At 55.2% G+C, this 22915-nt stretch carries 16 protein-coding genes, 7 tRNA genes and 3 rRNA genes; 24 read left to right on the forward strand and 2 right to left on the reverse strand.

What is annotated here, in order from left to right; all coding sequences use genetic code 11:
• Nucleotide 1 precedes the first annotated feature (1 nt).
• Both D0851_RS15485 and erpA read left to right on the forward strand, forming a co-directional pair.
• Nucleotides 2-490 (forward strand): bactofilin family protein, encoded by a 489-nt coding sequence (locus D0851_RS15485; protein WP_117619454.1) that lies wholly within the window; start codon nucleotides 2-4, stop codon nucleotides 488-490.
• Between the two features lie 84 nt (nucleotides 491-574).
• Nucleotides 575-907: an iron-sulfur cluster insertion protein ErpA gene (gene erpA / locus D0851_RS15490; RefSeq protein WP_205422348.1), complete on the forward strand. Its 333-nt coding sequence runs from the start codon at nucleotides 575-577 to the stop codon at nucleotides 905-907.
• 13 nt (nucleotides 908-920) lie between these two features.
• Here the strand turns inward: erpA and D0851_RS15495 are convergent, their stop codons facing one another.
• Entirely contained in the window at nucleotides 921-2018 is a 1098-nt protein-coding gene (locus D0851_RS15495; RefSeq protein ID WP_117619456.1) for an anhydro-N-acetylmuramic acid kinase, read from the reverse strand.
• Between the two features lie 5 nt (nucleotides 2019-2023).
• Nucleotides 2024-3433 (reverse strand): peptidoglycan DD-metalloendopeptidase family protein, encoded by a 1410-nt coding sequence (locus D0851_RS15500; RefSeq protein WP_117619457.1) that lies wholly within the window; start codon nucleotides 3431-3433, stop codon nucleotides 2024-2026.
• A 304-nt stretch (nucleotides 3434-3737) separates the two neighbouring features.
• Between D0851_RS15500 and tyrS the strand changes: the two genes are divergently transcribed.
• The 22 genes from tyrS (at nucleotide 3738) to rpoB (ending at nucleotide 22895) form a co-directional block, all read left to right on the forward strand.
• Nucleotides 3738-4940, forward strand: a complete 1203-nt coding sequence (gene tyrS, locus D0851_RS15505; RefSeq protein WP_117620434.1) for a tyrosine--tRNA ligase — start codon at nucleotides 3738-3740, stop codon at nucleotides 4938-4940.
• Between the two features lie 370 nt (nucleotides 4941-5310).
• Nucleotides 5311-6846 (forward strand): 16S ribosomal RNA (locus D0851_RS15510).
• Nucleotides 6847-6934: 88 nt separating this feature from the next.
• Nucleotides 6935-7011, forward strand: a tRNA-Ile gene (locus D0851_RS15515).
• 274 nt (nucleotides 7012-7285) lie between these two features.
• Nucleotides 7286-7361 (forward strand) — tRNA-Ala (locus D0851_RS15520).
• 330 nt (nucleotides 7362-7691) lie between these two features.
• A 23S ribosomal RNA gene (locus D0851_RS15525) occupies nucleotides 7692-10604 on the forward strand.
• Between the two features lie 102 nt (nucleotides 10605-10706).
• A 5S ribosomal RNA gene (rrf, locus tag D0851_RS15530) occupies nucleotides 10707-10821 on the forward strand.
• The 16S, 23S and 5S rRNA genes sit together here with 2 tRNA genes alongside, the layout of an rRNA operon.
• 246 nt (nucleotides 10822-11067) lie before the next feature.
• Nucleotides 11068-12033, forward strand: coding sequence for a biotin--[acetyl-CoA-carboxylase] ligase (locus D0851_RS15535; RefSeq protein WP_117619458.1), 966 nt, complete (start codon nucleotides 11068-11070; stop codon nucleotides 12031-12033).
• The gene (locus D0851_RS15540) at nucleotides 12030-12761 is read left to right on the forward strand and encodes a type III pantothenate kinase (RefSeq protein WP_117619459.1); all 732 of its coding nucleotides are present in this window, start codon (nucleotides 12030-12032) and stop codon (nucleotides 12759-12761) included. Before D0851_RS15535 ends, D0851_RS15540 begins: the two co-directional genes overlap by 4 nt.
• Complete coding sequence (locus D0851_RS15545; RefSeq protein ID WP_227539325.1) at nucleotides 12761-13435, forward strand: hypothetical protein; 675 nt, start codon at nucleotides 12761-12763, stop codon at nucleotides 13433-13435. Before D0851_RS15540 ends, D0851_RS15545 begins: the two co-directional genes overlap by 1 nt.
• A 31-nt stretch (nucleotides 13436-13466) precedes the next feature.
• Nucleotides 13467-13542: transfer RNA gene (locus tag D0851_RS15550), tRNA-Thr, on the forward strand.
• 40 nt (nucleotides 13543-13582) lie between these two features.
• Nucleotides 13583-13667: transfer RNA gene (locus D0851_RS15555), tRNA-Tyr, on the forward strand.
• Between the two features lie 10 nt (nucleotides 13668-13677).
• A tRNA-Gly gene (locus tag D0851_RS15560) sits at nucleotides 13678-13752 on the forward strand.
• A gap of 13 nt (nucleotides 13753-13765) precedes the next feature.
• Nucleotides 13766-13841, forward strand: a tRNA-Thr gene (locus D0851_RS15565).
• Nucleotides 13842-13892: 51 nt separating this feature from the next.
• Nucleotides 13893-15089 carry an elongation factor Tu gene (tuf, locus tag D0851_RS15570; RefSeq protein WP_117619460.1) on the forward strand — a complete coding sequence of 399 codons (1197 nt, stop codon included), beginning with the start codon at nucleotides 13893-13895 and terminating at the stop codon, nucleotides 15087-15089.
• A 37-nt stretch (nucleotides 15090-15126) separates the two neighbouring features.
• Nucleotides 15127-15202: transfer RNA gene (locus D0851_RS15575), tRNA-Trp, on the forward strand.
• A gap of 33 nt (nucleotides 15203-15235) precedes the next feature.
• A complete protein-coding gene (secE, locus tag D0851_RS15580; RefSeq protein WP_117619461.1) occupies nucleotides 15236-15604 on the forward strand; it encodes a preprotein translocase subunit SecE in 369 nt (122 codons plus the stop codon).
• 12 nt (nucleotides 15605-15616) lie between these two features.
• A complete protein-coding gene (gene nusG, locus D0851_RS15585) occupies nucleotides 15617-16150 on the forward strand; it encodes a transcription termination/antitermination protein NusG (protein ID WP_117619462.1) in 534 nt (177 codons plus the stop codon).
• 118 nt (nucleotides 16151-16268) lie between these two features.
• Nucleotides 16269-16700, forward strand: coding sequence for a 50S ribosomal protein L11 (gene rplK, locus D0851_RS15590; RefSeq protein WP_012139849.1), 432 nt, complete (start codon nucleotides 16269-16271; stop codon nucleotides 16698-16700).
• 1 nt (nucleotide 16701) lies between these two features.
• Entirely contained in the window at nucleotides 16702-17400 is a 699-nt protein-coding gene (rplA, locus tag D0851_RS15595; protein ID WP_117619463.1) for a 50S ribosomal protein L1, read from the forward strand.
• A 225-nt stretch (nucleotides 17401-17625) separates the two neighbouring features.
• On the forward strand, nucleotides 17626-18156 hold the full coding sequence (gene rplJ, locus D0851_RS15600; RefSeq protein ID WP_117619464.1) for a 50S ribosomal protein L10: 531 nt from the start codon (nucleotides 17626-17628) through the stop codon (nucleotides 18154-18156).
• Nucleotides 18157-18196: 40 nt separating this feature from the next.
• Complete coding sequence (rplL, locus tag D0851_RS15605) at nucleotides 18197-18574, forward strand: 50S ribosomal protein L7/L12 (RefSeq protein WP_117619465.1); 378 nt, start codon at nucleotides 18197-18199, stop codon at nucleotides 18572-18574.
• Nucleotides 18575-18815: 241 nt separating this feature from the next.
• Nucleotides 18816-22895, forward strand: a complete 4080-nt coding sequence (gene rpoB / locus D0851_RS15610) for a DNA-directed RNA polymerase subunit beta (RefSeq protein WP_117620435.1) — start codon at nucleotides 18816-18818, stop codon at nucleotides 22893-22895.
• The last annotated feature ends 20 nt before the right edge of the window (nucleotides 22896-22915 follow it).

A 22915-nucleotide genomic window follows, 5' to 3' on the forward strand; every position in this document is an offset into this window, starting at 1 on the left:
CATGCTTGGCAAGAAAAAGCAGAAGCCACGCCGGCCTACCGGCCATTTTGATACCCTGGTTTCCTCCCGTACAACCATCGAGGGGGATGTTCACTTCTCCGGTGGCCTGCATGTGGACGGGCGTATTCGCGGCAAGGTGGTTGCTGATGAAGGGACCGATGCCGTGCTCAGGGTCTCGGAGGTCGGAGAGGTCACCGGCGATATCAACGCCCCTCACGTGATCATCAATGGTACGGTGAATGGTGATGTCTACGCCTCGGCCCATCTTGAACTGGCGGAAAAAGCGTCCATCAATGGGAGTGTTTTTTACAACCTTATCGAAATGGCGATGGGAGCTTCGGTTAACGGTAATCTGGTCCATCAGCGGGAACCGGTCGGGTTGCTTGCACAGGATGGTTCCGCCACCCGGCAGAAGCAGGAACAGGCCCACGGTGCTGACCAGCCGGACGAGGCTGATGAAGCATCGGTCGATGGTGGAAAGTCCGAATAGTTGATTGTTTTAGTCAGGAATACCATAATCGCCTGAGTTGTTAGCAATAATCCGGAGGCGAACTTGAGTGCAGTCCAGCAACAAATGGCCACACCGCTGTTCTTCAGTGACAGCGCCGTTGCCAAGGTGCGTGAGTTAATCGAGGAAGAGGGTAACGCCGAACTCAAACTCCGCGTCTTCGTGACCGGGGGCGGCTGTTCCGGGTTTCAGTATGGTTTCTCGTTCGATGAAAGCCAGGATGAAGAAGATACCGTTATCGAGCGTGACGGCGTTTATCTGTTGGTTGATCCGATGAGCTATCAGTATCTTGTCGGAGCCACCATCGATTATCAGGAAGGTCTTCAGGGTTCCCAGTTTGTCGTCCAGAATCCGAATGCCAGCTCAACCTGCGGGTGTGGCAGTTCCTTCTCCATCTGAACTCAGGAAGGCCTCAGGCCGGGTAGATGGCCCCCAGGATTCGCGGGCCTGACGCTCCGGTCACCTCAGGTAGGTTACCTGGTAATCCCTCCAGGGCCTGTTTTGCCAGCCAGGCAAATGCCACCGGTTCCACCATTTGCGGGTCCAGCCCCAGGTCTGATGTCAGCGTGAGCCGGCTTTCAGGCAAAGCTTTCTCAAGCTCCGCCATCAGTAGCGAATTCCGCGCACCGCCGCCGCAGACATAAATCCGGAGATCGCGGGCTTCGGGTAATTGATTCGCCACGCTTTCCACTGTCAGTTGCAGCAGGGTTCGCTGAATATCCTCGGCCGGGATGTCCGGATGGCGACTTACCTGCGTTTTTACCCAGTCCAGATTGAACCTCTCCTTGCCGGTGCTTTTCGGGGGTGTCCGCGAAAAATAGGCATCCGAGAGCATATCGCTGAGCAGTTCCTGATTCACTTTGCCTTCCCTGGCCCAGTGGCCATCGCTGTCAAAAGGAAGCCCGGTCTGAGCCAGGCACCAGGCATCCATCAGCGCGTTGGCTGGACCGGTGTCGAAACCGGTTACCGGGCTGCCTCTGTCGGCCGGGATCCAGGTTATGTTCGCGATGCCCCCCAGATTGAGGATGCAGCGATCCTCTGTGTCTGAACTGAAAAAGGCCTTGTGAAACGCAGGGACCAAAGGCGCTCCCTGGCCTCCGGCAGCCATGTCCCTTCTGCGGAAGTCGCCGACGGTGGTAATGCCGGTGGCTTCAGAAATGACAGACGGATTGCCAATCTGGATGGTAAAGGGCGCCGCACCTAAAGGTTGATGGCGAAGCGTCTGACCGTGACTGCCAATGGCGCGAATAGCTGATGCACAGAGGCCCGAGTGCCGTATCACCTCTGTCGCGGCCTGCGCAAACAGCGTGCCGGCGAGAGTGTCCAGTTCGCCGATTTCATCCGGGGTTGCCTGATTCTGGCTGGCAGCCAGGAGTCTGTGCCGGATCTGATCGGGGTAGGGTGCGGTGTGAGACGCGTGGATTCGTGCGGACTGTCCCTGGAAAGACACCAGCACGGCATCAATGCCATCCATGCTGGTGCCGGACATCAAACCGATCCAGGTGTCCATAGCGCTCAGTCGTCTGAAGCCAGTGCGAGTTGCCGGTAGCTCTCGCGGAAAACATCAAATTGTGCGATTCGTTGTTCGGTGACCTGCTTGAAGCGGGCCATCTCGGAAGACGGTACAGGTTTTGCGTCCGGCAATTTCACGGTGCGTGAGTTGCGCGGAGCGCCATTCAGCCGGAACTCATAGTGTAGATGTGGCCCGGTTACCATGCCGGAGGAGCCGACATAGCCGATGGTTTCGCCCTGCTTTACCCGGGTGCCATTCTTAATACCCTTTCCAAGGCGGCTCATATGGGCGTAAAGCGTGGAGATGTTGTCGCCATGCTTCAGGATTACCGTGCGGCCGTAACCGCCTTTCCATCCTGCAAACTTCACACGACCTGCGCCGGCCGCCTTGATGGGGGTTCCTGGAGGCGCGCCATAGTCGGTGCCCTCGTGAGGACGAACCACATCCAGAACAGGGTGGCGCCTTTGAAGATTGAACGGCGAGGAAACCCGCGCATTGATCGGCGTGCGCAGGAATGCCTTGCGCATGCTCTTGCCGTTGGGGTTGTAATAATCGCTGTCGCCATTGCTGTCGGTGTAGAGTAGGGCAATGTTCTCCTCGCCACGGTTGACAAATCTGGCAGACAGGATGCGCCCGGTATCGAACTTCTCGCCATCGAGGTAAAGTTCTTCATAGACCACTTCAAACTGGTCGCCCTTGCGAACGTCGTACACAAAGTCGATTTCCCAGCCGAAGATGCCGGCCAACTCCATAGTGAGTTGGTCATTAAGTCCGGCTTCGCGAGCGGCAAGATAAAGTGAGCCGTCGATTGTTCCGGAAGCGAACGCCGGCCGTGCTTCAGGTTTGCGAACTTCCGTCTTGCTGGTGAAGCTTTCGCCTTTCCTGCTGATTTTCAGGGTTTCCAGGAGGTTGCGCTGCAACTCAACCGAAGCCAGAGCACCGTCACCAGCTGTGGCGAAACGGATCGTTTCACCGGCGTAGAGGCGCTGCAGCTTTTCGGCTTCTCCGTCGCCGTGGATCACCGAGAGCATGATGCCGTCATTGAATCCTGCTTTCTTGAATAGCGAGGACAGGGTATCGCCCGACTTGATGGCGAAGGTTTGCCACTCCAGTTCCGGTTGTTCCGGCGCGGCCGGGGCTGCAGGCTCGGTGAGGCTGACTTGCAGGGAAGACTGCTCTCCGGAATCTGCCGTAGGCGATGCAGGCTGTTCGTCCACTGGGAGCGAAGCCGGTTGCGCTGACGGCTCCGGTTCAGCGTTCGTCTTTGCGACGGTTCCCTGCTCCAGATCCAGTGAATAGGACATTCGCTTGGCTTCGACATTGCTACTGGGGCTCATCAGAACAGTGGCGGTAACAATCACAGTCGCCGCTGCAGCAATGGTAATGTGTGTTTTTGGAAACATTTTCAGCACGTGTCACACCCGTTTTAATCGGTATTCCGGCAGCTTGTACTATCTAATTAAAGCTGCTGTTCAAGTATAGTCCAACAGATTACCGTATAAAATGCATGCGGGACAGCGTGAAATATTACGGTTACTGCCCCATCCTCCGGATTTCTTTTGGCAGCGTTGTTATAATGCGCCGCCCTTTTGTTTCGGTGTTGGTCAAAATCTGGTCAAACCACTCTAGCAGGAGAGCGCGTAACTCACAGATTTCTTTTGTTGAAGTCTGTAACCGATGAAATCTTTCAAGATCAAGATTGGGGACGTGTTGGTCATGGCATGCACTGATGAAGCGTTGGCGATTATCAAGCGCGGAGTAGACGAACTCATTCCGGAAGATGAGTTGGTAGAAAAACTAAGGGAAGGTCGTCCTCTCAGGATTAAGGCCGGCTTCGATCCCACTGCGCCCGATCTTCACCTTGGACACACCGTCCTTATTAACAAGCTTCGTCAGTTTCAGGATCTGGGTCACGAGGTCATCTTCCTGATCGGTGACTTTACTGGGATGATTGGTGATCCGACCGGAAAGAGTGCCACCCGGCCCCCTCTGACAGAGCAACAGGTAGCCGATAACGCGGTCAGCTATAAAGAGCAGGTGTTCAAGATTCTCGATCCATCGAAAACCCGTGTGGTTTTCAACTCCGAGTGGATGGGCAAAATGACCGCGGCCGATATGGTCAAGCTGGCGGGACAGTATACCGTTGCCCGTATGCTTGAGCGCGATGATTTTACCAAGCGCTACCGGGCGGAGCAGGCCATTGCGATCCATGAGTTTCTCTATCCCCTGGTGCAGGGATACGATTCGGTCGCCCTTGAGGCAGACGTTGAATTGGGTGGGACCGATCAGAAGTTCAACTTGCTGATGGGACGGATTCTTCAGAAGCATTATGGTCAGTCTCCCCAGGCGATTCTCACCATGCCTATTCTGGAGGGGCTTGATGGCGTTCAGAAGATGTCCAAGTCCCTTGGAAACTATGTGGGCGTTAATGATTCTCCGGGTGAGATGTACACCAAGCTGTTGTCGATGCCGGATGATCTTCTCTGGCGTTACTTTGAGCTGCTGAGCTTCCGTCCGCTTGCAGAGGTGGAGACGTTCCGGAAGGAAGTGTCGGTGGGGGGCAATCCCCAGGATTATAAAAAGTTGCTGGCGGAAGAGATTATTACCCGCTTCCATGGTGAAGAGGCTGCAAAGACGGCGCACAAGTCAGCTGGGAACCGTGTTTCTCTTGGGGAGATTCCCGAGAACCTGCCGACCATTGAGGTTTCACTTGAAGGTCAGTCCGGGATGCCAATGGCTTCGGTATTGCGTTTGGCAGGCCTGGTAAAGAACGGTGCTGCCGCCCGCGATGTGCTGGGGCGTGGGGCGGTTTTCGTCGATGGTCGGAAATTCGAGGGCGATCGGGTGTTCGTGAAAGGTGACGACTGCGTCATACAGGCGGGAAAGAAGAAGATAGCCCGGGTTTTGGTCACTGCGTAACCGGGTTTCGGCGATTTTGAAATTTTTTTCAGGATCGCCGTTGACACCTTGGCGCAGGTCTGTAGAATGCGCATCTCTTTCGAGGGGCAGGCCAGTTGGGAGGCTCTGGATTCGAAAGACAACTGTTTGAAAGTATTCGAAAATTTGATATTTAAATTGTTCGAAATAAACGGTTGACAGGGTGGCGGAACGATGTAGAATACGCCTCCTTGATTGAGCCACGGCTCAACCGCTCTTTAAAAAGTTAACCAAGTAATTCGTGTGGGCGCTGGCCGAGGTATTTCGGAGATGAAATATCAGGACAGTGACTCGTCGAAATTGAGTTTTGTCTTGAGCAAGAATAGAGGATCTTCGGATTCTTGTATGATTTAAACTGAAGAGTTTGATCATGGCTCAGATTGAACGCTGGCGGCAGGCTTAACACATGCAAGTCGAGCGGTAACAGGTCCTTCGGGATGCTGACGAGCGGCGGACGGGTGAGTAATGCTTAGGAATCTGCCTGGTAGTGGGGGATAGCCCGGGGAAACCCGGATTAATACCGCGTACGCCCTTCGGGGGAAAGCAGGGGATCTTCGGACCTTGCGCTATCAGATGAGCCTAAGCCGGATTAGCTAGTTGGTGGGGTAAAGGCCCACCAAGGCGACGATCCGTAGCTGGTCTGAGAGGATGATCAGCCACATCGGGACTGAGACACGGCCCGAACTCCTACGGGAGGCAGCAGTGGGGAATATTGGACAATGGGGGCAACCCTGATCCAGCCATGCCGCGTGTGTGAAGAAGGCTTTCGGGTTGTAAAGCACTTTCAGTGAGGAGGAAGGCCTTAAGGTTAATACCCTTGAGGATTGACGTTACTCACAGAAGAAGCACCGGCTAACTCCGTGCCAGCAGCCGCGGTAATACGGAGGGTGCAAGCGTTAATCGGAATTACTGGGCGTAAAGCGCGCGTAGGTGGTTTGATAAGCGAGATGTGAAAGCCCCGGGCTTAACCTGGGAACGGCATTTCGAACTGTCAGGCTAGAGTGTGGTAGAGGGGTGTGGAATTTCCTGTGTAGCGGTGAAATGCGTAGATATAGGAAGGAACACCAGTGGCGAAGGCGGCACCCTGGACCAACACTGACACTGAGGTGCGAAAGCGTGGGGAGCAAACAGGATTAGATACCCTGGTAGTCCACGCCGTAAACGATGTCAACTAGCCGTTGGGACTCTTGAAGTCTTAGTGGCGCAGCTAACGCACTAAGTTGACCGCCTGGGGAGTACGGCCGCAAGGTTAAAACTCAAATGAATTGACGGGGGCCCGCACAAGCGGTGGAGCATGTGGTTTAATTCGACGCAACGCGAAGAACCTTACCTGGCCTTGACATGCTGAGAACTTTCCAGAGATGGATTGGTGCCTTCGGGAACTCAGACACAGGTGCTGCATGGCCGTCGTCAGCTCGTGTCGTGAGATGTTGGGTTAAGTCCCGTAACGAGCGCAACCCCTATCCCTAGTTGCTAGCAGTTTGGCTGAGAACTCTAGGGAGACTGCCGGTGACAAACCGGAGGAAGGTGGGGATGACGTCAGGTCATCATGGCCCTTACGGCCAGGGCTACACACGTGCTACAATGGCGCGCACAGAGGGCTGCAAACCCGCGAGGGGGAGCCAATCTCACAAAACGCGTCGTAGTCCGGATCGCAGTCTGCAACTCGACTGCGTGAAGTCGGAATCGCTAGTAATCGTGAATCAGAATGTCACGGTGAATACGTTCCCGGGCCTTGTACACACCGCCCGTCACACCATGGGAGTGGATTGCACCAGAAGTGGTTAGTCTAACCTTCGGGAGGACGATCACCACGGTGTGGTTCATGACTGGGGTGAAGTCGTAACAAGGTAGCCGTAGGGGAACCTGCGGCTGGATCACCTCCTTAAACGAAGCCGAAGGCTTCGGTCAGAGTCCACACGAATTACTTGGTTGGCTAATAAAGAGAGCAAAGGGTCTTACAGGCCCGTACCTTTGGGTCTGTAGCTCAGTTGGTTAGAGCGCACCCCTGATAAGGGTGAGGTCGGTGGTTCAAATCCACCCAGACCCACCAAAATTGCGTTATCCGTCGTTATCGCCGGGCTCACGTGCTACTCGCACGCTACACCGCCGATGCCTAGGCTAACCCAATTTTCGGAGCATGCCTTGGAGTTGCGGGGCCACGCCGGGTTGGGTAACCCGAAGTGAGTGACGAACGCGGATGCGCCGACAGGTTTTGTCAATCCAGGCGCAGCGTGACGTGAGTGAAGGAGTGGACCCTCGATGGGTCATGGACGGATGCGAACGGAAGGCTGCAACGACGAGTGACAGAAGCTGGACAAGTAGACGGGGTATAAGCTCAGCTGGGAGAGCGCCTGCCTTGCACGCAGGAGGTCGGCAGTTCGATCCTGCCTAGCTCCACCAAATTTTACTGGACCAACGCGAGTTGGGCAGTGTGACAGAAAACAAGTTTTTCAGTTTGATGACCGAGTTAAGGGTTATGGCTGAAGGCCTTCTTTCTGATCACTGGGTCAGATTTGCTCTTTAACAAATTGGACGAGATAGAACACGAAGACGTTTTCTCATTATCTCCGAGAAAACGTGTTCAATGTGATAGCGATTTCAAGCGTTATCCGGTGTTGTCGTTGAAGTGGTTGTTATATTGCTTCAAGTGGACTGTCTCGAAACAGGGTTCTTTGTCAGGCTTGCCTGGTAAGGGATGTTGATTCGTGAACAGTTGTCTTGGGGTTATATAGTCAAGCAACTAAGCGCATACGGTGGATGCCTTGGCAGTCAGAGGCGATGAAAGACGTGGAAGCCTGCGATTAAGGCTCGGGGAGCTGGCAAACAAGCTGTGATCCGGGCATCTCTGAATGGGGGAAACCCACCGACTTTCGGGTCGGTACCGTACAGTGAATACATAGCTGTGCGGGGCGAACCGGGGGAACTGAAAACATCTAAGTACCCCGAGGAAAAGAAATCAACCGAGATTCCCTCAGTAGCGGCGAGCGAACGGGGACCAGCCCTTAAGCTGGACGACGGGTAGGAGAAGGCTCTGGAAAGGGCCGCCATAGTGGGTGATAGCCCCGTATCCGAAACCCAAGTTCAGTGAAATCGAGTAGGACGGGACACGTGATATCCTGTCTGAACATGGGGGGACCATCCTCCAAGGCTAAATACTCCTGACTGACGATAGTGAACCAGTACCGTGAGGGAAAGGCGAAAAGAACCCCTGTGAGGGGAGTGAAATAGATCCTGAAACCGTATGCGTACAAGCAGTCGGAGCGGGACGTGTTCCGTGACGGCGTACCTTTTGTATAATGGGTCAGCGACTTATGTTCAGTGGCGAGGTTAACCGTTTAGGGGAGCCGTAGGGAAACCGAGTCTGAATAGGGCGATTTAGTCGCTGGGCATAGACCCGAAACCGGGCGATCTATCCATGAGCAGGTTGAAGGTTGAGTAACATCAACTGGAGGACCGAACCCACTGTCGTTGAAAAGCCAGGGGATGACTTGTGGATCGGAGTGAAAGGCTAATCAAGCCCGGAGATAGCTGGTTCTCCCCGAAAGCTATTTAGGTAGCGCCTCGGACGAATACCACAGGGGGTAGAGCACTGTTTCGGCTAGGGGGTCATCCCGACTTACCAACCCGATGCAAACTCCGAATACCTGTGAGTACTATCCGGAGACACACGGTGGGTGCTAACGTCCATCGTGAAGAGGGAAACAACCCAGGACCCGCCAGCTAAGGTCCCCAAGTACCAGTTAAGTGGGAAACGATGTGGGAAGGCTCAGACAGCTAGGAGGTTGGCTTAGAAGCAGCCATCCTTTAAAGAAAGCGTAATAGCTCACTAGTCGAGTCGGCCTGCGCGGAAGATGTAACGGGGCTCAAACTGGTCACCGAAGCTGCGGCTGTGCACGCAAGTGCACGGGGTAGGGGAGCGTTCTGTAAGCCTGCGAAGGTGTGTTGAGAAGCATGCTGGAGGTATCAGAAGTGCGAATGCTGACATGAGTAACGACAATGGGGGTGAAAAACCCCCACGCCGGAAGACCAAGGGTTCCTGCGCAACGCTAATCGGCGCAGGGTGAGTCGGCCCCTAAGGCGAGACCGAAAGGTGTAGTCGATGGGAAACGGGTTAATATTCCCGTACCTTGGATAGCTGCGATGGAGAGACGGAGAAGGCTAGGTGAGCCGGGCGACGGTTGTCCCGGTTTAAGCGAGTAGGGAGTGGACTTAGGCAAATCCGGGTCCACAATCTCGAGACGCGACGACGACTGCTCATAGAGCGGGAAGTCATTGATGCCCTGCTTCCAGGAAAATCTTCTAAGCTTCAGGCTATTCGGGACCGTACCCCAAACCGACACAGGTGGTCAGGTAGAGAATACCAAGGCGCTTGAGAGAACTCGGGTAAAGGAACTAGGCAAAATGGTGCCGTAACTTCGGGAGAAGGCACGCCGGTATTACGTGAAGCCCCTGCGGGTGGAGCGGACGCCGGTCGAAGATACCAGGCCCTGCGACTGTTTATTAAAAACACAGCACTGTGCAAACAGCGAAAGTGGACGTATACGGGTAAGTTGTGACGCCTGCCCGGTGCCGGAAGGTTAATTGATGGGAGTTAGCGCTTGCGCGAAGCTCTTGATCGAAGCCCCGGTAAACGGCGGCCGTAACTTATAACGTCCTAAGGTAGCGAAATTCCTTGTCGGTAAGATTCCGACCTGCACGAATGGCGTAACGATGGGGCGCGCTGTCTCTACCCGAGACTCAGTGAAATTGAAATCGCCGTGAAGATGCGGTGTATCCGCGGCTAGACGGAAAGACCCCGTGAACCTTTACTATAGCTTCACAGTGAATTTGAGCATGTTTTGTGTAGGATAGCTGGGAGGCTTTGAAGTGGGAACGCCAGTTCTCATGGAGCCAACCTTGAAATACCAGCCTGACCTGTTTGAGGTTCTAACTTGGTCCCCTGATCGGGGATGAGGACACTGTGTGGTGGGTAGTTTGACTGGGGCGGTCTCCTCCCAAAGCGTAACGGAGGAGCACAAAGGTGGGGCTAAGCATGGTCGGACATCATGCGGTTAGTGTAATGGCACAAGCCCGCTTAACTGCGAGACAGACACGTCGAGCAGGTACGAAAGTAGGTCATAGTGATCCGGTGGTTCTGTATGGAAGGGCCATCGCTCAACGGATAAAAGGTACTCCGGGGATAACAGGCTGATACCGCCCAAGAGTTCACATCGACGGCGGTGTTTGGCACCTCGATGTCGGCTCATCACATCCTGGGGCTGAAGCCGGTCCCAAGGGTATGGCTGTTCGCCATTTAAAGTGGTACGCGAGCTGGGTTTTAGAACGTCGTGAGACAGTTCGGTCCCTATCTGCCGTGGACGTTGGAGATTTGAGGAAAGCTGCTCCTAGTACGAGAGGACCGGAGTGGACGAACCTCTGGTGTTCGGGTTGTCACGCCAGTGGCATTGCCCCGGTAGCTATGTTCGGACAGGATAACCGCTGAAAGCATCTAAGCGGGAAGCCCCTTCCAAGATGAGATCTCCCTGCCCCTCGAGGGCCCTGAAGAGGCCGATTCAAGACCAGGACGTTGGATAGGTCGGGTGGTGTAAGCGCTGCGGAGGCGTTGAGGCTAACCGATACTAATTGCTCGTGCGGCTTGACTATATAAACACCCAAGACAATTGCGGGTAACGCAAACCGAAATCGATTATCACTCAGAAAACACCCTGAACGTTCCATCTCGTCCCCCAGTGATCAACCGTTTTGCCTGACGACCATAGCGGTCTGGAACCACCTGATCCCATCCCGAACTCAGAAGTGAAACAGACCAGCGCCGATGGTAGTGTGGCGTTGCCCATGTGAGAGTAGGTCATCGTCAGGCTCCTAATATAAACAAGCCCCGACAGCAATAGCTGCCGGGGCTTTTTTGTTTTGGATCGAGGCCCTGCTGTGCACTACAACGGCCCCCATGTGACAAGGCGTGCTCGATATCAATGTAAACCTGACTGCAACGCCCATTCCCTGATCTGTCGGCGGCGAATTCGCAAAGCCTGACCGCCGACTTTGTTTTTTTCGCCTCCCTGGTGTTTAATCCGGCCTTACCCAATCTTATGGCTGGATACGTCTTATGAAATCCAAGGCACTTTTAGAGCTTCTCAGTGACGGCCAGGTTCACTCGGGCGAGTTCCTGGCCGCTCACCTTGGCGTTAGTCGTACCGCGATCTGGAAACAGATTCGTCGCGCCATGGACGAGGGCATTGAGATTGCCACAATTCGCGGGCGCGGGTATCAGCTGGTTTCCCGGGTTGACCTTCTTGACCGGGATTCAGTGCTCCAGTGTCTCGATCCGTGGCGCAGGGAAGCGCTATCTTTGAATGTGCTCGATGAAGTGGATTCAACCAATGCCGAAGTGATCAGGCAGGTCGCGGCAGGGGCCGGGAAAATGCCGGTAGCCATCGCTGATTGTCAGACTGCGGGACGCGGACGTAGAGGTCGCGTCTGGCAGAGCCCACGGGGAGAAAATCTCTACTTGAGCATGGGGCTAACTTTCCATGGTGGGTTTGGCGTTCTTGATGGTTTGAGCCTGGTGTTGGGGGTTGCCGTCGCCAACGCGCTTGAGCAGCTTGGCGTGCCAGAGGTTGGGCTCAAATGGCCCAATGACATCTTTCTTCCAGACGGCAAGCTGGGCGGTATTCTTGTAGAGTTGCAGGGCGAGCTTGAGGAAGGGGTTGTTCAGGTGATCGCTGGTATCGGGCTCAATGTTCACATGTCCCGGCCAGAAGGTGTTGATCAGCCGTGGAGCAGCCTCGCCAGGGCGTGTCCGGAGATTGTGTGGTCACGGAATCAGATCGCTGGCGCCATTATTGACGCAGTACTGGATGCGGTTCCGATTTTTTCGGACCTGGGTTTCGGGGACTTTCGTGAGCCCTGGCAGCGGCGCGATATTTTTATGGGGAAGCCGCTTCAGGCGCGAGGTGGCGATGTTGAAGGCGTTGGTTGCGGTATTGATGACAATGGTAATTACCAGATACGGACCGCTGACGGAATCGTTCCGGTACGAGCCGGAGAGATTAGCTTGCGGGTAATGCAATGAAGCTCTACATTGACGCCGGTAATACCCGGCTCAAATGGTGTCTCGAGGAAGCCGGCGAGACAGTAGCCAGCGGTGCCGGCGTGCTGGATGAGGAAAACCCGTTACCGGGCATTACAGGCTTTGCATCCCGCATCCGCCGGATTGCAGTCTCAACGGTTGCCTCGGAGGAGAAGCGCGAGAGACTGCTCGGTTATCTGGCGGGGCTGAGCAACGTGCCTGCCCGTTGTTATTGGTCGGAACCGGAGCGGGGTGGGCTTCAAAATGCCTATTCCGACTTCGACAGGATGGGCGCTGACCGCTGGCATGCGATGTATGGTGCGTGGATTGGTCACAAGCAGGGCTTTGTTGTTGTGGACGCGGGTAGTGCGGTCACCGTGGATTTTGTGGATCAGTGCGGCCGGCACCTCGGGGGGTATATTCTCCCGGGCCTGAAGATGATGTTTCGGAGCCTCAAAACCGATGCCGCGCGTATCGGGTTCGATCCTGAGCAGGTTTTGGAAACCGGGCCTGGCAAAAGTACCGGCGAATGCGTTAACCATGGGCTTGCGTGGCTGTCGGATGCCATGATTGTCCGTATCCGTCGGGATGCGCAGGCGTTTGGTCTTGCGGATGTTCTGGTTACCGGTGGCGATGCGGATCGACTCATCGGGCTTGGCCTGTCCGGAATCCATCGTCCTGATCTGGTGTTGACGGGCCTCCGTGCCATTGCTGATGAGGAAGCGTCCTAATGCGATGGATGGCGCTACTCCTGCTGTTTTTGAGCCTGGGGCTTTATTATCTTCCGGATTATCTTGGACCCTCCGGTGGCATGGCCAAAGTCGCCAGTGGAAGTCTCCCCAGGGTCGTCAGTCTGAAGTCACCGGATCCGGAGGGGGGGGCGGTCAAAGTGGTTCCGTCTCAAGAAGCGCCTGTGTTGTCCTGCGTCCGCCTTGGCTGGATAGACACCGCTGAGCGTACCCGGGAACTGATCAATAGCCAGCCTCTTGTCAGCGAGGCGGGTTTTGCCATTGAAGAGGTAGATCGGGGGCTCGCTCCCTTATACTGGGTGCTCATCCCGCCTCAGCCCCGGGAGGTGGCATTGCGCCAGTTTCGGGATATTCAGCGACAGGGTATCGATTCCTATCTGGTAACTGGGGGGGAGAACCGCAACGCCATTTCCCTCGGCCTGTTCGAGTATCGGGAATCTGCAATATCCATGCTGGAAGAAAAAAAACGTCAGAATCTTAATGCGGTACTGGTCAACTTCCCCCGAAATCAGATAAGCTACGCCCTCACTTTTGAGGCTGAGTCAGACCTCGCAGAGGAGCTGGTTCAGGCGGTGAAAGCGGATTACGGCAACAATTTTGATTTCGTCGAGATCAGGCCTTGTGAAGGTGTTGCAACGCCAGAAAAAAATCCGTAGTATACCGCCCTCGCTGAAGAGGCGATTGTGAGCTGGCGTAGCTCAGTTGGTAGAGCAGCTGACTTGTAATCAGCAGGTCGGGGGTTCGATTCCGTCCGCCAGCTCCATTTTTAAGTTTTGACGGATTTGCATAAGTGAATCCGACTCGGAGGGGTTCCCGAGTGGCCAAAGGGATCAGACTGTAAATCTGACGGCATCGCCTTCGCAGGTTCGAATCCTGCCCCCTCCACCACTAATTGCTCGCGGGCATCGTATAGTGGCTATTACCTCAGCCTTCCAAGCTGATGACGCGGGTTCGATTCCCGCTGCCCGCTCCAATTTGCTTGCAGTGCTCATGTAGCTCAGTCGGTAGAGCACATCCTTGGTAAGGATGAGGTCACCGGTTCAATTCCGGTCATGAGCTCCATTATTTATCCGGTCAACGTTACGATCCTGGTTGATTAGGGAGATTGGTCGAATGTCTAAGTCTAAGTTTGAACGTAATAAGCCGCACTTGAACGTGGGCACCATTGGTCACGTTGACCATGGCAAGACCACTTTGACAGCAGCCCTGACTCGCGTGTGTCACGAAGTCTGGGGTACGGGTGAGAGCCGTGCGTTTGACCAGATTGATAACGCCCCGGAAGAGCGTGCGCGTGGTATTACCATTGCGACCTCTCACGTTGAGTACGATTCCCCGAGCCGTCACTACGCTCACGTAGACTGCCCGGGCCACGCGGATTATGTGAAGAACATGATCACGGGTGCGGCCCAGATGGACGGCGCTATTCTGGTTTGCTCCGCAGCGGACGGCCCCATGCCGCAGACTCGTGAGCACATCCTGCTGTCCCGTCAGGTGGGCGTACCTTACATCGTTGTGTTCCTGAACAAGGCGGACATGGTAGACGATGAAGAGTTGCTTGAGCTGGTAGAGATGGAAGTTCGTGACCTGCTGAGCCAGTACGACTTCCCGGGTGACGACACGCCGATCATTACCGGTTCTGCGCTGATGGCGCTGGAAGGCAAAGATGACAACGAGATGGGCACTACCGCGGTCAAGAAGCTGGTAGAGGCCCTGGACGACTACATCCCTGAGCCGGAGCGTGCGATTGATCAGCCGTTCCTGATGCCGATTGAGGACGTATTCTCCATCTCCGGTCGTGGTACGGTGGTAACCGGTCGTGTTGAGCGTGGCATCATCAAGGTTGGTGACGAAGTGGAAATCGTGGGTATCAAGGATACCGTGAAGACCACGTGTACCGGCGTTGAAATGTTCCGCAAGCTGCTGGACGAAGGCCGTGCTGGTGAGAACGTGGGTGTTCTGCTGCGTGGAACCAAGCGTGACGACGTTGAGCGTGGTCAGGTTCTGTGTGTGCCGGGCTCCATCAAGCCGCACACCAAGTTCGAGTGCGAAGTGTACGTATTGTCCAAGGAAGAGGGTGGTCGTCATACGCCGTTCTTCAAGGGCTACCGTCCGCAGTTCTATTTCCGTACTACCGACGTAACGGGTTCCTGTGAGCTGCCGGAAGGCGTGGAAATGGTTATGCCGGGTGACAACGTGAAGATGAGTGTTACCCTGATTGCTCCGATCGCCATGGAAGATGGTCTGCGCTTCGCGATTCGCGAAGGCGGCCGTACCGTTGGTGCCGGCGTGGTCTCCAAGATCATCGAGTAGGTTACTCGAGAGTAAGTGCGCTGAGTTGTTTCGGTGCAGGCCAGTAGCTCAATTGGCAGAGCAGCGGTCTCCAAAACCGCAGGTTGGGGGTTCGATTCCCTCCTGGCCTGCCATTTTTTAACATCCGGATACATAAGTTGATTCCTATGGAGTCAAAAGCCGTTCAGTCGACCAGCCGTTTCGATTTCGTGAAGTGGCTGGTTGTTTTCGTTCTGATCGCCATCGGTGTGGTGGGGAATCAGTATTATAGTGCCGAGTCTCTGCTGTATCGGGTTCTGGCTCTTGTAGGTCTCGCGATTGTTGCGGCGCTTGTCGCCCTTCAAACTGATCGTGGTCGTCGTTTTGCGACGCTGCTGAAGGAAGCGAGGGTGGAGATCCGGAAAGTGGTATGGCCCACCAGGCCCGAATTGGTGCAGACAACTGTGATTGTTGTGGTGTTTGTGCTGGTCGTTGCGCTGTTGTTGTGGGGTATGGATTCGCTGATCAGCTTGCTGGTCGCCGGGTTTATCGGTTAACAGGAGTGGGCAATGGCTAAGCGCTGGTACGTCGTTCATGCGTATTCTGGCTTCGAAAAGCAGGTAATGCGCACTCTGAAAGAGCGTGTTGCTCTTGATGGCATGGAAGACAGGTTCGGCGAAATCCTGGTTCCGACCGAGGAAGTCGTCGAGATGCGTGAAGGGAAGAAGCGCAAGAGTGAGCGCAAATTCTATCCCGGGTACGTACTGGTCCAGATGGAAATGGATGACGCAACGTGGCACCTTGTAAAGAACACGCCACGGGTTCTGGGTTTTATCGGTGGTACCAAGGATAAGCCGGCACCCATCACCGAGAAAGAGGCAGAAGCAATTCTGCGTCGTGTCGAGAGTGGTGCGGACAAGCCCAAGCCCAAGACCCTGTTTGAGCCAGGTGAAGTTGTTCGTGTTGTTGAAGGGCCTTTCGCTGACTTCAACGGCGTTGTAGAAGAAGTTGACTACGACAAGAGTCGTGTCAAGGTTGCCGTTTTGATCTTCGGCCGTTCAACTCCGGTAGAGCTGGAGTTTGGGCAGGTCGAGAAAGACTGACCGGCAATACGAAAGCTGGAAGCTCGCGCGCTATGGCGACGCGGGCTTTTTGTGTCTGCTTTTTGCAGCTGTAACTAAAGGGGAGCCGAAAGGCGTCTGAACCCACAGGAGATGTATCATGGCTAAGAAGATCGAAGCCTATATCAAGCTTCAGGTTGCTGCCGGTAAGGCCAATCCAAGTCCCCCCGTTGGTCCTGCACTGGGTCAGCGTGGCGTAAACATTATGGAGTTCTGTAAGGCGTTTAACGCACAGACCCAGGATATGGAGCCAGGCCTGCCGATTCCTACTGTTATCACGGTTTACAGTGATCGCAGCTTTACCTTTATCACCAAGACTCCGCCTGCACCGGTTCTTCTCAAGAAGGCCGCCGGCATCAAGAGTGGCTCCGGTCGTCCGAATACCGACAAGGTTGGTACCGTGACCCGTGAGCAACTTGAAGAAATTGCCAAGACCAAAGAGCCGGATCTGACCGCTGCCGATATGGACGCAGCGGTACGTACCATTGCAGGAACAGCCCGCAGTATGGGCCTGAACGTGGAGGGCCTGTAACATGGCAAAGCTGAGCAAGCGTCAGAAGCTTATTCGTGAAAAGGTAGACTCTACCCGTTCCTACTCTGTTGACGAGGCAGTTTCGCTGCTGGTCGAGCTGGGTCAGAGCGTGAAGTTTAAAGAGTCAGTAGACGTGGCTGTAAACCTGGGCGTTGATGCGCGTAAATCCGATCAGGTGGTTCGTAGCAGTACTGTTCTGCCACATGGCACCGGTAAGACTGTCCGGGTGGCCGTCTTTACCCAGGGCGCCAATGCCGAGAAAGCGACAGCGGCCGGTGCAGATATCGTCGGTATGGACGATCTGGCAGACGAAGTTAAAAAAGGCAACATGGATTTCGACGTGGTTATCGCCACTCCCGATGCCATGCGTGTTGTTGGTCAGCTGGGCCAGATTCTGGGTCCCCGTGGCCTGATGCCGAACCCGAAGGTGGGTACTGTGACTCCTGACGTTGAGACTGCGGTCAAAAACGCCAAGGCAGGGCAGGTTCGTTACCGCACCGACAAGAACGGCATTATCCATGCCCCGCTGGGTAACGTTGAGTTTTCTGCCGAGAACATCAAGGAGAACCTTGAGGCTCTGGTGGCAGATCTGAAAAAGGCCAAGCCCTCGTCGGCGAAAGGCGTGTATCTCAAGAAGATCACCGTTTCCTCGACTATGGGTCCTGGCCTGACTATCGATCAGAGCGGTCTGAACATCTGATTCTCTGAGCGGTAGTTACTTTGTAGTCTGGGCGGAAGCCAAGGCTGTCAAAGACCGCAGGCCCCCGAAGCGCTTCGGGTTTACCGGAAGCGCCACAAGGGTTAAAGCAACGCCTGCGCAGACGGTGTGAAGACGTTCTCTCTGAACCCAAACACCGTTGGGAGCCCCGTGAGGGGTATATGTGGGTTTGCCGGGATATCCCCGGCGAAATCGAGGAGAAATCCAGTGGCAATTAGACTCGAAGACAAGAAAGCGATCGTCGCTGAAGTCAACGAGACTGCCGGTGGTGCTCTGTCTGTGGTTCTGGCTGACTACCGTGGTGTGACCTCTGGTGACATGACGGCGCTTCGCGCCAAGGCTCGTGCCGAAAACGTGCGTCTGAAGGTTGTTCGTAACAACCTGGCAAAGATCGCGATTCGCGGTACCGAGTTCGAGTGCATTGATGAAGCGCTGGTTGGTCCGACCATTCTGGCATTCTCTATGGAAGATCCGGGCGCGGCAGCGCGTCTGCTGAAGGATTTCGCCAAAGAGAAAGAGGCGTTCGAGATCAAGGGATTGGCCGTCGGCGGAGAGCTGATGGGTGCAAACCAGATCGACCGTCTTGCCAAGCTGCCAACACGTCACGAAGCGTTGACAATGCTGGCCGCAGTTACACAGGCACCGATCACCAAGCTGGCACGGACACTGAACGAAGTTCCTTCGAAAGTGACTCGTGCTGTAGCGGCAGTTCGCGACCAGAAGCAAGAAGCTGCTTGATTCTGTTGAACACCATTTTTTATATTTTTGGGAGAAAGTCATGGCTCTGTCTAACGAAGACATTTTGAATGCAATCGCAGAAATGAGCGTAATGGACGTAGTTTCGCTTGTTGAAGCAATGGAAGAGAAATTCGGTGTGTCTGCCGCTGCAGCTGTAGCTGCTGCGCCTGCCGCCGCTGGTGGCGAAGCTGCCGCTGCTGAAGAGCAGACCGAATTTGACGTAATTCTTACCGGTCCCGGTGAGAAGAAGGTCAACGTAATCAAGGCCGTTCGTGAACTGACCGGCCTGGGTCTGAAAGAAGCTAAGGAAATGGTCGACAGCGCACCTTCCGCAATCAAGGAAGCTGCCAGCAAAGACGACGCTGAAGCAGCCAAGAAGAAGCTTGAGGAAGCAGGCGCTTCCGTTGAGCTTAAGTAAGAGTCGGCTGTTGATCGAAACCGTGCGATAAGCATGGACAGGCTGGTGGCTTTGGGCCACCGGCCTTTTTCTGTTGTATATGCTATAGAGTCTGGCGAGCAATTGCAGGTTGATGTTCGATTCAAAACCTACAGCCAGAGTCTTGTTCAAGACGGCGCGATAAGCCGAGCAATTCGGCCCCGAAGCAGAACAATGGTTGCTTCTTGATACCAGGTATCAGGTCTAAAGCTGGGGAATGCAGATGACTTACTCCTACACTGAGAAAAAGCGGATTCGCAAAGATTTTAGTAAATTGCCTTCCGTGATGGACGTCCCCTATTTGCTGTCTATTCAGCTGGATTCGTTCAGGGACTTCCTCCAAATGGAAGCCGCTCCTGAAGACCGCCGGGAAACCGGTCTTCACGCAGCATTCAAATCCGTATTCCCGATTGTCAGTTACTCTGGCAATGCCGCACTCGAATACGTGAGTTACCGTATTGGCGAGCCGGTTTTTGATGTCAAGGAATGCCAGCTGAGGGGCGTAACCTACGCAGCACCGCTGCGGGTGAAAGTCCGCCTTATCATTTACGATAAGGAATCGTCCAACAAGGCGATCAAGGACATTAAAGAGCAGGAAGTGTACATGGGCGAAATGCCCCTGATGACCGAGAACGGTACCTTCGTTATCAACGGTACCGAGCGCGTTATTGTTTCCCAGCTCCACCGGTCGCCGGGTGTGTTCTTCGACCACGACAAGGGTAAGACCCATTCCTCCGGCAAGCTGCTGTATTCGGCCCGGGTGATTCCTTATCGTGGTTCCTGGCTGGACTTCGAGTTTGATCCGAAGGACTCCGTGTTCGTTCGTATCGACCGTCGCCGCAAGCTGCCGGCGTCTATTCTGCTGCGGTCACTTGGCTACACCTCCGAGCAGATGCTTGAGATGTTCTTTGAAACCAGTAAATTCAGCCTGGGCGCGGAAGTGTGCAAGCTGGAGCTGGTGCCGAGCCGTCTGCGGGGTGACATCGCCACCTTCGATATCAAGGACAATGACGGCAATGTGATTGTCGAGGAAGGTCGCCGGATTACCGCCCGTCACATCAAGCAGCTGGAAAAAGCCGGCATCAATGAGCTTGAGGTACCGACCGAGTACCTGTACGGCCGCGTCCTGGCCAAGGACATGATCGATCAGGCCAGCGGTGAAGTTCTGGTTGAGTGTAACTCCGAGCTCACCGAAGAGCTGGTCACCAAGATTCTGGATGCGGGCGTAAAGGAGATCGAAACCCTTTACACCAACGATCTGGACTGCGGTCCGTTCATGTCCGATACCCTGCGCATCGATCCGACCCGCACCCCGCTGGAAGCGCTGGTTGAGATTTACCGGATGATGCGCCCGGGCGAGCCGCCCACCAAAGAGTCGGCTGAGAACCTGTTCAATAACCTGTTCTTCTCCGAAGAGCGCTATGACCTGTCAGCGGTTGGCCGGATGAAGCTCAACCGTCGTCTTCGCCGTGAGGAAAGCACCGGTGAAGGCACGCTGACCCACGAAGACATCATCGATGTTCTCAAGACCCTGATCGATATCCGTAACGGCCAGGGCAATGTGGATGACATCGATAACCTGGGTAACCGTCGTGTTCGCTGCGTTGGTGAAATGGCCGAGAACCAGTTCCGTGTGGGTCTCGTGCGGGTTGAGCGCGCGGTTCGTGAGCGTCTGAGCCTGGCGGAAAGTGAAGGCCTGATGCCTCAGGACCTGATCAACGCCAAGCCCGTAGCCGCAGCGGTTAAAGAGTTTTTTGGTTCCAGCCAGTTGTCCCAGTTCATGGATCAGAACAACCCACTGTCCGAAGTGACTCACAAGCGTCGTATCTCGGCCCTTGGTCCCGGTGGTCTGACCCGTGAGCGTGCCGGCTTTGAGGTTCGCGACGTACACCCGACCCATTACGGCCGTGTGTGCCCGATCGAGACGCCGGAAGGCCCGAACATCGGTCTGATCAACTCGTTGGCGACCTATGCCCGCTCCAATTCCTACGGCTTCCTTGAAAGTCCGTACCGGAAAGTGGTTGAAGGTGTGGTCACCGACGAAGTGGTGTACCTGTCTGCCATTGAAGAAAGCAATTATGTGATCGCCCAGGCCAGTGCCGCGATGGACGAAAAGTCCAAGCGCCTGACCGATGAGCTGGTTACCGTGCGTCACCAGAACGAGTTCACCGTCACCCCGCCGGAAAGCGTCAACTTTATGGACGTGTCTCCGCGCCAGGTGGTGTCGGTGGCTGCGTCACTGATTCCGTTCCTGGAACACGACGACGCCAACCGCGCACTGATGGGTGCAAACATGCAGCGTCAGGCGGTTCCGACGCTTCGTTCACAGGTGCCGCTGGTCGGTACCGGTGTTGAGCGCACTGTGGCCCAGGACTCCGGCGTTTGTGTAACGGCCCGTCGCGGTGGCGTCATCGAGAGTGTTGATGCGGCCCGTATCGTGGTCCGTGTTAACAACGAGGAAACCGAAGCGGGTGATGCCGGTGTGGATATCTACAACCTCACCAAGTACACCCGTTCGAACCAGAACACCTGCATTAACCAGCGCTCCATCGTGCGTCAGGGTGATGTCATTGCCCGCGGTGACGTGTTGGCTGATGGTCCGTCCGTGGACCTGGGTGAACTGGCGCTGGGGCAGAACATGCGCATCGCGTTCATGCCCTGGAACGGTTACAACTTCGAGGACTCCATCCTCATCTCCGAGAAAGTGGTTCAGGAAGACCGTCTGACTACCATTCACATTCAGGAACTGACCTGTGTGGCCCGGGACACCAAGCTGGGCAGCGAAGAAATCACCGCGGATATTCCGAACGTTGGTGAAAGTGCGCTGTCCAAGCTGGATGAGTCCGGCATTGTGTACATCGGTGCGGAAGTGGGGCCGGGCGATATCCTGGTTGGCAAGGTGACCCCGAAGGGTGAAACCCAGCTGACACCAGAGGAGAAGTTGCTGCGTGCCATCTTCGGTGAGAAGGCGTCCGATGTTAAGGACACCTCCTCACGGGTGCCGACCGGTACCCGCGGTACGGTCATTGATGTTCAGGTATTTACCCGCGACGGTATCGAGAAGGACCAGCGTGCCCAGTCCATCGAGAAAGAGCAGCTGGACCAGTACCGCAAGGATCTGAAGGACGAATACCGCATTGTTGAAGGGGCTACTTTTGAGCGTCTCATGAGCGCCCTGAAAGGCCAGGTAGTGATCAGTGGTCCGGGCCTGAAAAAAGGCGCAACTCTTGAGGAAGGCTACCTGGCCGACCTGCCGCGTTCCGACTGGTTCAAGCTCCGGATGAAAGACGAGAGCCTGAACGAGCTGCTGGAGAAATCCGAGCAGGGTCTGGAGGATCGCAAGAAGGAGCACGAAGCGCGCTTTGATGATAAGAAAGGCAAGCTTCAGCAGGGTGATGACCTTGCCCCGGGCGTACTGAAAATCGTCAAGGTATACCTGGCGATCAAGCGTCGCATCCAGCCGGGTGACAAGATGGCCGGTCGTCACGGTAACAAGGGTGTTATTTCCTCGGTTATGCCGATCGAAGACATGCCTTACGACGAACACGGCAATACGGTTGACGTGGTTCTGAACCCGCTGGGTGTACCCTCGCGGATGAACGTAGGTCAGGTGCTTGAGACCCATCTGGGCGCGGCGGCCAAAGGTCTGGGTGAGCGAATCAGCCAGATGCTGGACGAGCAGCGCAAGGTCGCGGAATTACGCAAGCTGCTGGATGAGATCTACAATCATTCGGACGAAGTGTTCAAGGTGGATCTGGATTCCCTGTCTGACAAGGAAATTCTGGAGATGTGCCATAACCTCCGTGGTGGTGTTCCCATGGCAACGCCGGTGTTCGACGGTGCCAAGGAGGCCGAGGTCAAGCGTATGCTTGAGCTGGCGGGGATGAGCACTACCGGCCAGACCAGGCTGTACGATGGTCGCACCGGTGATGCCTTCGATCGCCCGGTGACGGTTGGTTACATGTACATCCTGAAGCTGAACCACCTGATCGATGACAAGATGCACGCTCGTTCCACCGGTTCTTACAGCCTGGTTACCCAGCAGCCGCTGGGTGGTAAGGCCCAGTTCGGTGGCCAGCGCTTCGGTGAGATGGAAGTGTGGGCCCTTGAGGCCTACGGTGCAGCCTATACGCTGCAGGAGATGCTCACCGTCAAGTCTGATGACGTGAACGGTCGGACCAAGATGTACAAGAACATTGTCGATGGCGACCATCGTATGGAGCCGGGCATGCCCGAGTCCTTCAACGTTCTTGTCAAGGAAATCCGCTCGCTGGGTATCGACATCGAGCTGGAATCCGAGTGAGCCGAATTGTTTTTGGCAGC

This window comes from Marinobacter sp. Arc7-DN-1 (assembly GCF_003441595.1).
Classification (GTDB): domain Bacteria; phylum Pseudomonadota; class Gammaproteobacteria; order Pseudomonadales; family Oleiphilaceae; genus Marinobacter; species Marinobacter metalliresistant.

Excerpts from the sequence above, each read along its gene's own strand:
- D0851_RS15485 (WP_117619454.1), top strand. The coding sequence starts at position 2 with ATGCTTGGCAAGAAAAAGCAGAAGCCACGCCGGCCTACCGGCCATTTT.
- erpA (WP_205422348.1), top strand. The coding sequence starts at position 575 with ATGGCCACACCGCTGTTCTTCAGTGACAGCGCCGTTGCCAAGGTGCGT.
- D0851_RS15495 (WP_117619456.1), bottom strand. The coding sequence starts at position 2,018 with ATGGACACCTGGATCGGTTTGATGTCCGGCACCAGCATGGATGGCATT.
- tyrS (WP_117620434.1), top strand. The coding sequence starts at position 3,738 with ATGGCATGCACTGATGAAGCGTTGGCGATTATCAAGCGCGGAGTAGAC.
- D0851_RS15535 (WP_117619458.1), top strand. The coding sequence starts at position 11,068 with ATGAAATCCAAGGCACTTTTAGAGCTTCTCAGTGACGGCCAGGTTCAC.
- D0851_RS15540 (WP_117619459.1), top strand. The coding sequence starts at position 12,030 with ATGAAGCTCTACATTGACGCCGGTAATACCCGGCTCAAATGGTGTCTC.
- D0851_RS15545 (WP_227539325.1), top strand. The coding sequence starts at position 12,761 with ATGCGATGGATGGCGCTACTCCTGCTGTTTTTGAGCCTGGGGCTTTAT.
- tuf (WP_117619460.1), top strand. The coding sequence starts at position 13,893 with ATGTCTAAGTCTAAGTTTGAACGTAATAAGCCGCACTTGAACGTGGGC.
- secE (WP_117619461.1), top strand. The coding sequence starts at position 15,236 with ATGGAGTCAAAAGCCGTTCAGTCGACCAGCCGTTTCGATTTCGTGAAG.
- nusG (WP_117619462.1), top strand. The coding sequence starts at position 15,617 with ATGGCTAAGCGCTGGTACGTCGTTCATGCGTATTCTGGCTTCGAAAAG.
- rplK (WP_012139849.1), top strand. The coding sequence starts at position 16,269 with ATGGCTAAGAAGATCGAAGCCTATATCAAGCTTCAGGTTGCTGCCGGT.
- rplA (WP_117619463.1), top strand. The coding sequence starts at position 16,702 with ATGGCAAAGCTGAGCAAGCGTCAGAAGCTTATTCGTGAAAAGGTAGAC.
- rplL (WP_117619465.1), top strand. The coding sequence starts at position 18,197 with ATGGCTCTGTCTAACGAAGACATTTTGAATGCAATCGCAGAAATGAGC.
- rpoB (WP_117620435.1), top strand. The coding sequence starts at position 18,816 with ATGACTTACTCCTACACTGAGAAAAAGCGGATTCGCAAAGATTTTAGT.